9 protein-coding genes are annotated in these 13,413 nt (G+C 74.9%); 6 read left to right on the top strand and 3 right to left on the bottom strand.

From position 1 onward, the window contains the following. The first annotated feature begins 231 nt into the window (after positions 1 to 231). The gene (locus ABD52_RS00045; protein ID WP_047890364.1) at positions 232 to 4,380 is read left to right on the top strand and encodes a SpoIIE family protein phosphatase; all 4,149 of its coding nucleotides are present in this window, start codon (positions 232 to 234) and stop codon (positions 4,378 to 4,380) included. Continuing rightward, a complete protein-coding gene (locus tag ABD52_RS00040) occupies positions 4,377 to 4,676 on the top strand; it encodes an STAS domain-containing protein (protein ID WP_013286839.1) in 300 nt (99 codons plus the stop codon). Before ABD52_RS00045 ends, ABD52_RS00040 begins: the two co-directional genes overlap by 4 nt. A 76-nt stretch (positions 4,677 to 4,752) precedes the next feature. Here ABD52_RS00040 and ABD52_RS00035 read toward each other — a convergent pair whose 3' ends face one another. Beyond that, positions 4,753 to 5,634, bottom strand: coding sequence for a universal stress protein (locus ABD52_RS00035; RefSeq protein ID WP_047890427.1), 882 nt, complete (start codon positions 5,632 to 5,634; stop codon positions 4,753 to 4,755). 33 nt (positions 5,635 to 5,667) lie between these two features. Continuing rightward, the gene (locus ABD52_RS00030) at positions 5,668 to 8,328 is read right to left on the bottom strand and encodes a cation-transporting P-type ATPase (RefSeq protein WP_047890363.1); all 2,661 of its coding nucleotides are present in this window, start codon (positions 8,326 to 8,328) and stop codon (positions 5,668 to 5,670) included. A 110-nt stretch (positions 8,329 to 8,438) separates the two neighbouring features. Between ABD52_RS00030 and ABD52_RS00025 the strand changes: the two genes are divergently transcribed. The 4 genes from ABD52_RS00025 to ABD52_RS00010 all read left to right on the top strand — a co-directional run bounded on the left by ABD52_RS00025 (position 8,439) and on the right by ABD52_RS00010 (position 11,264). Then, complete coding sequence (locus tag ABD52_RS00025) at positions 8,439 to 9,251, top strand: hypothetical protein (protein ID WP_235437284.1); 813 nt, start codon at positions 8,439 to 8,441, stop codon at positions 9,249 to 9,251. A 41-nt stretch (positions 9,252 to 9,292) separates the two neighbouring features. Beyond that, entirely contained in the window at positions 9,293 to 9,481 is a 189-nt protein-coding gene (locus ABD52_RS41540; RefSeq protein ID WP_047890361.1) for a hypothetical protein, read from the top strand. A gap of 33 nt (positions 9,482 to 9,514) precedes the next feature. After that, positions 9,515 to 9,988, top strand: a complete 474-nt coding sequence (locus ABD52_RS00015; protein WP_047890360.1) for a hypothetical protein — start codon at positions 9,515 to 9,517, stop codon at positions 9,986 to 9,988. 79 nt (positions 9,989 to 10,067) lie between these two features. After that, positions 10,068 to 11,264: an MFS transporter gene (locus ABD52_RS00010; protein ID WP_152748161.1), complete on the top strand. Its 1,197-nt coding sequence runs from the start codon at positions 10,068 to 10,070 to the stop codon at positions 11,262 to 11,264. A gap of 48 nt (positions 11,265 to 11,312) precedes the next feature. On the opposite strand, the gene ABD52_RS00005 is transcribed toward ABD52_RS00010, so the two are convergent. Then, positions 11,313 to 13,413 (bottom strand): carbohydrate-binding module family 20 domain-containing protein (locus ABD52_RS00005; protein WP_047890359.1); only part of this gene is annotated, 2,101 nt, incomplete at its 5' end.

Raw genomic sequence — 13,413 nt, 5'->3', positions numbered from 1 at the left:
CCTTGCGGCAAGACCCGGGGTGCGATATACGTTGATAGTGGCGAGGAGAGGTGTCTCCTTGCCTTTCGTTTTGCCGCACCACGAACCCCTGCCCTGACCCGCTGCCGTCACGTGAGTCAGATCTCCCCGCCCCGGGTGGAGTGCCGGGGGCGCGACGGGGCAAGAAGCGACCACGAGGCCGCGACGCGGCCCGGACGAGCGGGACCGGACGGGGTGGGGGAGACTCGGGCGATGAGCGGCGCTGACACCGACCCGCGTACGCGCGCCGACGTCTTCGCCGTGGACGCGGAGATCGGGCCGGACCTGGCGCGGATCGACTGGTCGGCGCACCCCCTGGGCCCGCCGGACACCTGGCCGCAGAGCCTGCGGACCGCGGTGCGGATCCTGCTGTCCTCCCGGTTCCCGATGTGGATGGCCTGGGGGCCGCAGCTCAGTTTCTTCTGCAACGCCGCCTACCGGCGGGACACGCTCGGCCGCAAGTACCCGTGGGCGCTGGGGCTGCCGGCGAACGAGGTGTGGGCGGAGATCTGGGACGACATCGGCCCCCGTGTCGACACCGTGCTGCGCACCGGCGAGGCGACCTGGGACGAGGGCCTGCTGCTGTTCCTGGAGCGCGCCGGTTACCGGGAGGAGACGTACCACACGTTCTCCTACAGCCCGCTGCGCGCCGACGACGGCAGCCTGGTCGGGATGCTCTGCGTGGTCAGCGAGGACACCGAGCGGGTCATCGGCGAACGGCGGATGGCCACGCTGCGCGACCTCGGCTCGGACCCGAGCGTCATCCGCACCGAACAGGAGACGCTCGCGTTCGTCAGCCGCCAGCTGGCCCGCAACCCGCAGGACCTGCCGTTCACGCTCACCTACCTGTACGACGACGACGGCGGCGCTCGGCTGGTGGAGGCGACCGGGTTGGCGGCGGGCCATCCGGCGGCCCCCGCCACGCTGTCGCCCGGCGACCCGGCCGCGCCGTGGCCGGCCGGCTCCCTCACCGAGGGCGAGTCGGTGCGGGTCGCGCTCGACGGCCCCGCCTTCACGGACCTGCCCGCCGGTGTCTGGCCCGCCGCGCCGGCCGAGGCGCTCCTGGTGCCGCTGCGGCAGCAGGGCGGAGCGCCGTACGGGTTCCTGGTCGCCGGACTGAACCGCTACCGGGCGCTGGACGACGGGTACCGCGGCTTCGTCGAGCTGACCGCCGGGCATCTGGCCACCGGGATCGCCAGCGCCCGCAGCTACCAGGCGCAGCAGCGGCGGGCCGAGGAACTCGCCGAGCTGGACCGCGCGAAGACCGCGTTCTTCTCCAACATCAGTCACGAGTTCCGCACCCCGCTCACCTTGATCATGGGACCGCTGGACGAGCTGCGCGGCCGGTTGCAGGGCGCCGACGAGCAGGTCCGCACCGAGCTGGACGTCATCCGCCGCAACGGGCTGCGCCTGGGCAAGCTGGTCAACAGCCTGCTCGACTTCTCCCGCATCGAGGCCGGGCGGATGCAGGCCCGCTACGAGCCGGTGGACCTGGCCGCGGTGACCGCCGACCTGGCGAGCGTCTTCCGGTCGGCTATCGAACGGGCCGGTCTGTCCTTCGAGGTGGACTGCCCGCCCCTGCCCGAGCCGGTGCACCTGGACCGCGGCATGTGGGAGAAGGTGGTGCTGAACCTGCTCAGCAACGCGCTGAAGTTCACCTTCGACGGCACGATCCGGGTGGAGCTGCGCGCCGATGGCGACGCGGCGGTGCTGCGGATCTCCGACACCGGCATCGGCGTACCCGCCGACGAGATGCCGCGCCTGTTCGAGCGGTTCCACCGCATCGAGAACGCCCGCTCCCGCTCCGACGAGGGCAGCGGAATCGGCCTGGCCCTGGTCCAGGAGCTGGTCACGCTGCACGGCGGCGACATCGACGCGTCCAGCGCGGTGGGCCGGGGCACCAGCTTCACGATCCGGCTGCCGTTCGGCACCGCCCACCTGCCCGCCGACGCGCTCGCCCCGGCGGGCACCGGCCGGGCGCCGGTGTCGGCCGAGCCGTTCGTGCAGGAGGCGCTGCGCTGGCTGCCCGCCGACCCGGGCGCCGCCGTCGGCGCGGGCGACCCGGCCGAGGGGCCGGTCCAGCCGCTGCCCGGTGGGGCGCCGGCCCGGGTCCTGGTGGCCGACGACAACGCCGACATGCGGGAGTACCTCACCCGGCTGCTGCGCTCGGCCGGACACGAGGTGCGGGCCGTCGCCGACGGGCGGGCCGCGCTGGACGCCGCCCGCGCGCACACCCCCGACCTGGTGGTCAGCGACGTGATGATGCCCCGGCTCGACGGCCTGCAACTGGTGGCCGCGCTGCGCGCCGACCAGCGTACGGCCGGCACTCCGGTGCTGCTGCTGTCCGCCCGCGCCGGTCAGGAGGCCTCGATCGAGGGGTTGGAGGCCGGCGCCGACGACTACCTGGTCAAGCCGTTCCCGGCCGCCGAACTGCTGGCCCGGGTACGCGCGAACGTGGAGCTGGCCCGGCTGCGCAACCACCACGCCCGCTGGCGTACCGCGCTCGTCGACTCGTTGCAGGAGGCGTTCTTCGTCTGCGACGAGGACGGCGCGGTGGTCGAGATCAACGCGGCGTTCACCGGCATCCTCGGGTACGGGACCGAGGACCTGCCCTACCCCGCGGTGCACCCGTGGTGGCCGGACCGGGAGGCCGAGCCCGAGGCGCACCGCCAGGTGGCGGAGGCGTTCTCGAGACTCGTGGGCCAGACCCGTGGCACGTACACCGTGCCGGTGACCCACCGCGACGGGCACCGGATCTGGATCTCGGCCGCGTTCAACCAGGTCGACGACCCGGACAGCGGCCGCCGGATGATCGTCGGCACGTTCCGCGACGTCACCGCCGAGCACTACGCGGTGCAGCGGGAGACCGCCCTGGCCGGGCTCAGCATGCGGCTGTCGCAGGCCGACGACCTCACCGACGCGCTGCACGGGGTGCTGGACGAGCTGCGCAAGCTGTGGCGGGCCGCCGGCGTGCTCACCGCCGTCTTCGGCGACCTGCCCGCCCCCGAGGTGACCGCCACCGACCCGGCGGCCCGGTGGGAGACGTTGCCGCAGGAGCGCCGGCAGGCGTTGCTCGCGCTCCGGGACACCCCGCTGCTGACCCCGGTGGCGACGCGTACGCACGGCGCCGGCATCGCCGTCGAGCATCCGCACGGCACCATGGCGCTCTGGATCGACCTGGGCGAGAAGCGGCCCTGCACCGAGCAGGACCAGACGCTGCTGGCGCTGCTGGCCGGCCACATCGGGCAGGGGCTGCACCGGGTGCACCAGATCGACCAGCAGCGGGAGACCGCGCTGGCCCTGCAACGGGCGATCCTCGGCCCGGCGCAGCTCCCCGCCGGTTTCGCGGTGCGGTACTCCCCCGCCGCGATGCCGCTCAAGGTCGGCGGCGACTGGTACGACACCGTCGAGCTGCCGGACGGGCGCATCGGCATCGTGGTCGGCGACTGCGTGGGACACGGCCTTCAGGCCGCGACGGTGATGGGGCAGCTGCGCAGCGCCTGCCGTGCCCTGCTGTTGCAGGACCCGAGCCCGGCCCGGACGCTCGTGGCGCTGGACCGGTTCGCCGCGCTGCTGCCGGGGGCGTCCTGCGCCACCGTCTTCTGTGGCGTCCTCGACCCGGCCACCGGCCTGATGCGCTACTCCAGCGCCGGTCACCCACCGGCCATCGTGGTCCGCGCCGACGGCACTCCCGAACTGCTGCAGCACGGCCGGTCCCGGCCGCTGGCCGTACGCCCCGGGCAGGAACGTCCCGAGGCGGAGGCGACGGTCCCGCCGCGCGCCACCCTGATGCTCTACACCGACGGCCTGGTGGAACGCCGCCGCCAGCCGATCACCGCCGGCATCGCCCGCGCCACCGACGCCATCCAGCAGGGCCACCACGCGCCGGTCGAGGTGCTGGCGACCGAGATCATGGACCGGCTCACCCCGGACGGCGGCTACCACGACGACGTGGCCCTGCTGCTCTACCGTCACCCCGGGCCGCTGGAACTGGAGTTCCCGGCCGAGTCGACGCGCCTCGCCGAGGTCCGCACCGCGCTGCGGGGATGGCTGGACCGCTGCGGGCTGGCCCCGGCCCACGCGTACAACATCCTGGTGGCGGCCGGGGAGGCGTGCGCCAACGCGATCGAGCACGGGCACCGCGACAACCCGGGCGGCCGGATCCGGCTGCGCGCCGCCGCCACCGCCGGCGCCCTGCGCCTGAGCGTCACCGACAGCGGACACTGGCGCGACCGGGACCAGCCTCCCGACCCGCACCGCGGCCGGGGACTCGTGCTCATGCGCGCGCTGATGGACAACATCAGCGTCACTCCGGGGGCCACCGGCACCACCGTCGACATGCAGGCGAGGATCACGCCATGAGCACGTCCCTGACCCTGACCACGAGCGACAGCCCCGACGGCGTCCGCGTGCTGGCCGCCGTCGGTGAGATCGACATGAGCAACGCGTCCGCCTTCGCCGACGCGCTGGCCGAGGCCGTACGCCCCGACGGCGAGCCCCTGGTCGTGGACCTCACGAAGGTGGAGTACCTGGACAGCGCCGGGCTGGCCGCGCTGTTCCCGCACGCCGACCGGATCGCGCTGATCGCCGGCCCGCTGCTGGAGCCGCTGCTGACCATCTCCGGGCTGGCCGACCTCACCACGGTCCGCAGCGCCTGACGCCGTCGGGGCGTCAGGCGCTGTCGCGGGTCGGGCGCCGTCACGGGCTGTCGCCTGGTCGGGCGCGGTCGCGGGGTCAGGTTCCGTTGCGCACGATCACCAGCGGCGAGTGGGCGTGGTGCAGCACCGCGTGGCTGACCGAGCCGAGCAGCAGCCCGCCCAGCGCGCCCCGTCCGTGCGCGCCGACCACCACGAGCTGGGCGTCCTTCGACTCCTCCACAAGCACCCGGGCCGGGGCGCCGCGCAGCGACCGCTGCCGTACCGGCACGTCGGGGTAACGCTCGGCCCAGCCCGCGATCGACTCGGCGAGGACGCGCCGGGACTCCTCGGCGAGCGCCTCCGGGTCGTACACCAGGGGCAGGATGTCGCCGGGGCCGATCGGGGTGGGGTACAGCCAGGCGTGCACCACGATCAGCGACGCGCCCCGGCGGTCGGCCTCCTCGTACGCGTACCCGACCGCCGCGGTGGACAGCTCGGAGCCGTCCACGCCGACCACGACCGGGCCGTCGGCGCGCGCCTCGCCGCGCGTCACCAGCACCGGGCAGTGCGCGCGGGCCGACACCTGGAGCGTGACCGAGCCGATCAGCAGGCCGGCGAACCCGCCCAGACCGCGGTGGCCGAGCACGATCAGCGCCGCCTCGCTCGACTCGGCGACCAGCACCGCCGCCGGCGCGCCGTCGACCACCACGCCGGTGACCGGTACGTCCGGCGCGACCTTGCCGGCCTCGGCGACCGCCTCGGCGACGACCCGTTCGGCCTGGTTGCGCAGGCCGGCGCCGGCGGGCGCGCCCGGGGCCGGGGTGAGCGGCGCGCGGGTCAGCGGCCAGATGAAGGCGTGCACCACCTGCAGCGGCCGGTTCCGGTCGGCGGCCTCGCGGGCGGCCACCCGGACCGCGTCCAGCGAGGCGGCGGAGCCGTCCACGCCCACCACGACGGGGGCCTGCGAGTGGATCGTCATGTCGTCCTCCTTCACTCGTCCTCAGCCTGCCGGTCAGGCGGCCGGCCCGGCAGGGCCGGCGGGCCCGGCGTGGGGGCCGTTGGTCCCGCGGAAGCGGCGGGTCAGCCGCAGCACCAGCCCGGGCAGCACGCCGATCGCGGCGCAGGCGAGCAGGTCGAGCGCGCTGAGCGGCGAGGTGCCGAGCAGCTCGCGCAGGGGCGGCAGCAGCACGCCCGCCACCTGGAGCACAGCGGAGATCGCTACCGCCACCGGCAGCGCGAGGTTGCGCTCGCGCGAACCCGGGGTACGGATCGCGCGGACCGCCAGCGCCACGCCGAGCTGGGCGAGGCCGAGGACCACGAACACCACCGACTGCCACGGCCGGTCGGCCGCCGCGGCCCACACCCCGGCGCCGAACGTCGCCGCGGCGATCAGCCCGCCGGTGACCAGCACGTCCCGGCCCAGGCCGGCGCCGAGCACCGACTCCTGCGGCGAGCGGGGCGGCCGGCGCAGCGTGCCCGGCTCGGCCGGTTCCGCGCCGAGCGCCACACCGGGTACGCCGTGGGTGAGCAGGTTGATCCAGAGGATCTGCGCCGGCAGCAGCGGCACCGGCAGGCCGAACAGCGGGCCGAGCAGCATCACCGCGATCTCGGCGACGCCACCGGCGAGCGCGTAGCGCAGGAACCGGCGGATGTTGTCGTAGATCCGGCGGCCCTCGCCGATGGCGGTCGCCACGGTGGTCAGGTCGTCGTCGACGAGGACCAGGTCGGAGGCCTGCCGGGCCACCTCGGTGCCGCCGCCCATGGCCACGCCGATGTCCGCGCGGCGCAGCGCCGGGGCGTCGTTGACGCCGTCGCCGGTCATCGCCACCACGTGCCCCCGGTTCTGGAGGCCGGCGATGATGTCGAGCTTCTGTTCCGGCTGGGTCCGCGCGTACACCCGGGTCTCGGGGTGGGCGCGGCCCGGGTCGCCGTCGTCGCCGTTGGCGAGCGGGTCGCCGTCGCGCCAGAGCCCGAGCCGTCCGCCGATGGCGGCGGCGGTCGCCGGATGGTCGCCGGTGATGAGGACCAGCCGGATGCCGGCCTCCTCGAAGCCCGCGGCGATGCCGGGGGCCGCGGCGCGCAGCGGGTCGCCGACCGCGACCAGGCCCAGGGGGCGCAGGCCGGCCGGCCGGGCCGGGTCGGGCAGGGTGTCGACCACCGCGGAGGCCACCGCCAGAACCCGCAGCCCTTCGGTGGCGAGCCGGTGCGCGGCGTCGGTCAGCTCGGCCAGTTCCGCGGCGTCGGCGTCCACCAGCGGCGCGGCCAGCAGGTTCTCCGGCGCGCCCTTGCAGACCACCAGGTAGCGCCCGTCGCAGCGGCGGTGCACCGTGGTCATGCGGCGCAGGTCCTGGTCGAACGGGGCCTCCGCCACGCGGGGCCAGGCGTCGCGGGTGGTGTCCGGGTCCAGGCCGCAGCGGGCGCCGAACGTGACGAGCGCCGCCTCCAGCGGGTCACCGATCGCCGTCCACTCGGGCCGCTCGTCGGTCGGCGGCGTCACTGTGGCGTCGTTGCAGAGCAGCCCGGCGCGGGCGAGAGCGCGCAGCTCGTCGGGGGCGCTCACCGGCTCGCCCCGGTGGTGCACCTCGCCGTCGGGCGCGTAGCCGGTGCCGGTGACGGCGTAGCGGTCGCGGCCGGGGACGACCGCGTACTGCACGGCCATGCGGCCCTCGGTGAGCGTGCCGGTCTTGTCGGAGGCGATCACGGTGACCGAGCCGAGGGTCTCCACCGCGTGCAGCCGGCGGGGGATGGCGCGGCTGCCGGCCATCCGGCGCGCGCCCAGGGCGAGCGCCAGCGTGACGACGGCGGGCAGCGACTCCGGTACGGCCGCCACCACGAGGCTGACGGCGGTGACGGCCATCTGCGTGACCGGCCGCCCGTCGAGCACGCCGATGGCGAAGACCAGCCCGGAGAGCACCACGGCGGTCAGGCCGAGCACCCGGCCGAGCGAGGACAGGCGTCGTTGCAGCGGGGTGGGCGCCGGCCGGGTCGCCGCGACCAGGGCACTGATCCGGCCCAGCGCGCTCGCCGCGCCGGTGCGCGCCACGGTTCCGGTGGCGCGGCCGGTGGTGACCACGGTGCCGGCGCTGGCCTCCTCCCCCGCGACCCGGGCCACCGGCACCGACTCGCCGGTCAGCGCCGACTCGTCCAGGCTGAGGCGTACCGCGTCGGTGAGGTCCAGGTCGGCGGGTACCACGTCGCCGGCCTCCAGCCGGACCAGGTCGCCGCGGACCAGGTCGGCGGCGGGCAGCACGAGGTCACGGCCGTCGCGGACCACACGCGCGGTCGGTGCGGCGAGCCGGTCCAGCGCGGCGACGGCCCGGTCGGCGCGTACCTCCTGCACCACGCCGATCACGGTGTTGATCAGGACGACCAGCACGATCACGGCGGTGTCCGGGTAGTCGCGCAGCAGCGTGGTCACCACGGCAGCGGCCAGCAGCAGCGCCACCAGCGGGTCGGTGAGCTGGCGGAACACCCGGCCGGCCAGCCCGCGCTTGCGCGGGGCGGCCACGGTGTTCGGGCCGTCGGCGCGCAGCCGGGCGGCCGCCTCGGCCGAGCCGAGCCCGGTCGCGGGGGCCGGAGAGATCTCGGTGGGCGTCGTCGCTGTCGCCGGCCCGCCGTTGATCACCACATCGTCCTCCATGTCGTCGCCGCCCGCGCCGGGCAATCCCAGCATGCCGCGCGAACCTACGTGGGTCGCAGGGCCGAGGGCCTGTCGGACCCGGGACCAACGGCCCCCCGCGTACGGGGCAGCGCGGCCCCCGGCTCGTCGGTAACGTCGGCGCGGTGAGCCGGACACGCAGCGCCACCGAGCCGACACCTCTGTCCCGTCACCGATGGGTCCGGTGGACGCTCGCGGTGCTCCTCCTCGCGTCGGCGGGGTGCGGGAGGGGGTTCGGGGAGGAGAGCGGCGACGCGCTGGCGCGTGACACCGCGGCGGCGGAGGCGAAGCAGCTCAACACGGAGCTGGGTCACCGCAACCGGGCGCGGGACGCCGGGTCGATCGCAGCGGCCGAGATCGTCCAGGAGCCGACGGACGCCGCGTCCGGCGGCGGTGCGACAGTCCGGCGGGAGGCGCTGGCCTGGTCCGGGCGCACCGCCGGGAACGAGCGGGCCACCGTCGACGTGCGGTTCGTGGTGACGGTGCCGGAGCAGCCGCCGGTGTCGATCGGTGGCGCGAGCAACAGCGCCGGTGAGGCCGCGCGCTGCTACCGCTACGAGTTCGAGCTCTACCGCTACACGACGTACCACGAGATCGACTGTCCGAGCGGCGCCGCTCCCTCGCCGCCCACCGCCGCGCCGGTGCCGAGGGTGCCCGAGGACGGGCGGCAGCGGCTCACCGCCGTGCCCCGCACCGCCACCCCGGACACGCTTGCGGGCGCGGTGCGGGCGGCCTTCCCACAGGACTGGATCAGCGTCGACACGACAGTGCACGAGGGCGCGCTCGTCGCCGCCGTCGGCGTACCGGCCGAACGGGACTGTCTCCTGCTCGTCCGCACGCCGGCCGGGAAGATCGAGAGTCCCGGGTACGACCGGATCTGGCTGGAGCCGGGCGAGACCGGCTGCCGGACCGCCCTCTACGTGGCGCCGCCGCGCTGACGTACCGGTTTGCCGCGCGGCCGCCGGGGCACCTGACGGTCATGACTGATCCGGAGCAGTTCCAGCGGCAGCAGGAGGGCGCGCTCGAGCGCGGGCAGGTGTTCCAGGACGCCGAGGGACGGCGTACCCGGGATCCGGGCGCCGGGGCGGAGAACGCGGAAAGTGAGGCCGACCGCAACGCCGAGCACCTGGCGCGCGGCGAGGTGGGCCCGGGCGTCCCGGCGGACTGACGCGCCGGGCCGATGTCAATGTAGCGTTGACGGGTGACCCTGGACCGCCTGTCCGAGATCGCCGCGGCCCGGGTCCGGCTGGACGACCGCGAGCTGGACCTGATCGACCGGGCCCGGCACGACGGCGCCACCTGGGCCGACGTCGCGCGGGCGCTGGGCCTGGGCAGCCGGCAGGCCGCCGAGCAGCGCCGGCAACGCCTCGTGGCGGCCCGGCGGACCCGCCTGGCCCGGCTCGACCCGGGCGACTCCCCCGAACTGCCCGTGCTGCGGGCGGCAGTCACCGACCTGCACCGCTGGATCGAGACGGACCGCGCGTGGGACGGGCGCTTCGCCCGCGCGGCGTTGACGCGCCGCACCTGCGCGCTCGCGCTGGACGCCCCCGCCGGGCCGCTGTACGCGCTGGCCGCGCACCTCGCCGACGACCTGGCCGGGGCGGGGCGGCGGCTGCCCGCTCCGGCACGCGACGCCGCCCGGCGCATCGCCGCCGCGCTGTCAACATCGCATTGACGTACGCCCAAGGCATTGCCCCGAGACGGCTCAACTCCGGAGGATGTGAGTCCACCAGACTCAACCTCTCGGGGGATCCATGCGCCGCAACGCCGTCCTGTTCGTGGCCGTCTCGCTGCTGTCCGGCCTCGGCGGCAGCGCCATGGCCCTGGTCTCCGGCATCTGGATCCTCGATCTCACCGGTTCCACCGGGCTCGCCGCGCTGGCCGGGCTCTGCGTCTACGCCCCGACGCTGGCCGGACCGTGGCTCGGCGGCCTGCTCGACCGGGTGCCCCGGCGTCCCCTGGTGATCGGTGTCGACCTCGCGCTCGCCGCCGCGCTGCTGAGCCTGCTGGCGGTGCGAGGGCCCGGCGAGGCGTGGCTGATCTACGCCGTCTCGCTCGCCTACGGCATCGGCTACGTGCTCGTCGACGCCGGCGAGACCGCGTTGCTGCCCGCCGCGCTCCCCCCGGCCCGGCTGGCCGACGTCAACGGCTGGCGGTCGAGCGCACAGGAGGGCATGAAGCTGGTGGCGCCGCTGGCCGGGGCGGGCCTGTACGCGTGGCGGGGCGGGCACGTCGTCGCGGTGCTCGCCGCCGCCGTACCGGTGCTCGCGGCCGCCCTGTACGGCGCGTTGCGCCTGACGCGGACCGCCCCCGCTCCCCCGGCCGCACGCCCGGCGCGGGTGTGGGACGGCCTCGCCGCGCTGCTGGCCCGGCGGGCGGTGCGCGTACCCGTGGCGCTCGCGGCGGTGTCCATCGCGATGTCCGGGTTCACCACCGCAGCGCTGTACGACGTGGTGGTGACGGACCTGGCGCTGCCGTCGACGTTCCTCGGTGTGCTGGCGAGCGCGCAGGGCGGCGGGTCACTGCTCGCCGGGCTCGTCGTCGGCCGGCTCGTCCGTCGCCACGGCGAGATCACGGTCGGTGCCGCGGGCGCGGTCCTGTTCGCCGCCGGCTGTCTGGGGCGCTGCCTGCCCTGGTGGCCGGGCACTGTGGCCGCCTCGGTCGTCGTCGGTGTGGGTCTGCCGTGGACGCTCGTCGCGGCGGTCACCGCCGTGCAGACGTACACGCCGCAGGCGATGCTCGGGCGGGTCGCCGGGACCGCGAACACCGCGATGTTCGGCCCGATCACGCTGGCCATCCCGCTCGGGTCGGCGGCGGTCGCGGTCGGCGGCCGGCCGCCGCTGGTGCTCGCCGCGGTGGCGTGCCTGGCCGCGGCACTGGCGGCGGCCCGGACCGGAGGCCGCGGAGGCGTCATCACCGCGTCGGAGGCCGAGGCCCGGGTCCGGGCCTGACCGGATGCGGCCCGTCCCCAGGGGTGAGGGGGACGGGCCGCACGATCGTCAGCGCCAGGTGTCGCTGACGGCCCGGGTGCCGCCGGCCGGCGTGGTGAACGTCCGGTTCGCGCCGGACTCCCAGATCACCGTGCCGTCCGGGTTCTTCTTGACGTACTTGTACTCGACAGCGGTGTTCGCGGGCAGGTCGACCGTGGCCCGCCAGACCGGATAGGCGGCGGACGAGAGGGCGACGGCGGCGGACGGGTTCCAGCCGCCGAGCGCCGGGATGTTGCCGACCACGAACACGTTCTGTCCGTAGACGGTGGTCGCGGTGACGGAGAACGTGGTGGCCACAGCCGTGCTGACGGTGTCGCCGCGGAACGTCTCGGTCACCGCGTACGTGCCGGTGGCCGGCGTGGTGAGCGTCCGGTTCGCGCCGGACTCCCAGGTGACCGCACCGGCGGTGGTCAGCTTGACGAACTTGAACTCCACGCCGGTGGACCGGGGCAGGCTGACGGTGGCGCGGTAGGTGCCGCCGCCCTGCGCGGCGAGCTTGACGCCGTTCGCGGGCGTCCACGAGCCCAGCTCGGGGATGCTGCCGACGACGTAGACGTCCTGCCCGGCGGCCAGGTTCGCGGCGACGGTGAACGTGGTGGCGATCCGGTCACCCGGGCTGACCGTGGGGGACGCGGTCGGGGAGGCCGTCGGCGACACGGTCGGGGAGGCGGTCGGGGACGGGCTGGCACCCGGCCGGGCGTTCACGTGGATCGCGACCGCGTCGTTGGCCGGGAGGGTCACCGTGGCCCGGCCGCCGGCCACGGTCACCGTGGAGCCGGTGCAGCCGCTGCCGGTGGCGACGCCGGAGATGACGTCGCAGTACCGGCCGTCGGCGAGCCCGGTGACGAAGGTGGCGGTGGTGGCCGAGCCGGAGTCGTTGACGCCGATCCAGGCCCGGTCGCCCCGGTGGAAGCCGATCACGTTGCTGTTCACTGTGGTGAAGTCCGAGACGGTCTTCACCGGCCGGGCGGCGTTGGCCCAGCCGACCATGCCCTTGACGCCGGTGCTGCGGCTCAGGCAGTTCCAGGCGGCGCCGCAGGTCGTGTCGGTGACCCGTCCGGTGCCGTCGTGCGGCGGGGACTGGTTGCGGTTGGACCAGGTGAAGCTGTCGTAGACCGACGGCTTGCCGTGCGGGTAGGCCAGCGCGAAGTAGTTCGCCAGCACGTAGTCGGTGCCGTTCTTGTACGACAGCACCACACCGTCGCGCTCCAGGTCGTGGTTGGTGACCATGGCGAAGACGTTGGCGCTCGGCGCGTCGAGGTTCCAGTTCGGCACGTTCGCCAGCGCCGAGATCGAGCCCTGGAACGCCGAGCGAATGCCCTTGGCGTACGCGAAGTCGAGCACGTCGCCGTTGCCGATGTACGCCCGGGCCTGCAACGCGGGATTACTGGCGCCGTCGAAGATCTCCTGTGCGACGTACGGACGCCGGCCCTCGGCGACGGTGTTGTTCAGCTTGCCCAGGATGGCCGCGAAGTCGTCCTTGCGGATGTGCTTGACCGCGTCGACCCGGAAGCCGTCGACGCCGAGCCCGATCAGGTCGTTGAGGTAGCCCGCGATCTTGTTGCGGACCGCTTCCTTCTCGGTGTAGAGGTCGGACAGCGACAGCAGCTCGCAGCTGGTCACCTGGGCCTCGTTGTTCCAGTCGCTGATCGCGCCGCCGGTCGGGCAGTTGTCGCCGGGGCGGTGGAAGTCGCCGGCGCCGTACGGCACGGCCGGGTAGCTGTAGCCGGAGAACTCGGTGCCGGCGTAGCCGCGCGTGCCGGCCGGGTTGTTGGTGCCGGCCATGTGGTTGACGACCGCGTCGACGTAGACGCGCACACCGGCGTTGTGGCACGCGGTGACCATGGCGGCGAACTGCTGGCGGTTGCCGAACCGGCTGTCCAGCTTGTACGACACCGGCTGGTACACCTCGTACCAGGGGTAGGCGCCGTCGGCGCTGGCGGGCAGCTTCACCGACTCCTGCGGCGGCGCCACCTGCACCGCGCCGTAGCCGGCCGGTCCGAGGTGGTCGGTGCAGGCGGCGGCGACCGAGTTCCAGTTCCATTCCCAGAGGTTGGCGGTCACCTCGCTGTCGTTCAGGACGACGGCGAGGTGACCGCCAACCTCTGGG

It is taken from the genome of Micromonospora sp. RV43 (assembly GCF_001029515.1).
Lineage (GTDB): Bacteria > Actinomycetota > Actinomycetes > Mycobacteriales > Micromonosporaceae > Micromonospora > Micromonospora aurantiaca.
This window is presented reverse-complemented; position numbering and strand designations above follow the sequence as displayed.

What these genes read in the sequence shown, in the direction of transcription:
- ABD52_RS00045 (WP_047890364.1), top strand. Translation starts at nt 232, where the DNA reads ATGAGCGGCGCTGACACCGACCCGCGTACGCGCGCCGACGTCTTCGCC.
- ABD52_RS00040 (WP_013286839.1), top strand. Translation starts at nt 4,377, where the DNA reads ATGAGCACGTCCCTGACCCTGACCACGAGCGACAGCCCCGACGGCGTC.
- ABD52_RS00035 (WP_047890427.1), bottom strand. Translation starts at nt 5,634, where the DNA reads ATGACGATCCACTCGCAGGCCCCCGTCGTGGTGGGCGTGGACGGCTCC.
- ABD52_RS00030 (WP_047890363.1), bottom strand. Translation starts at nt 8,328, where the DNA reads ATGCTGGGATTGCCCGGCGCGGGCGGCGACGACATGGAGGACGATGTG.
- ABD52_RS41540 (WP_047890361.1), top strand. Translation starts at nt 9,293, where the DNA reads ATGACTGATCCGGAGCAGTTCCAGCGGCAGCAGGAGGGCGCGCTCGAG.
- ABD52_RS00010 (WP_152748161.1), top strand. Translation starts at nt 10,068, where the DNA reads ATGCGCCGCAACGCCGTCCTGTTCGTGGCCGTCTCGCTGCTGTCCGGC.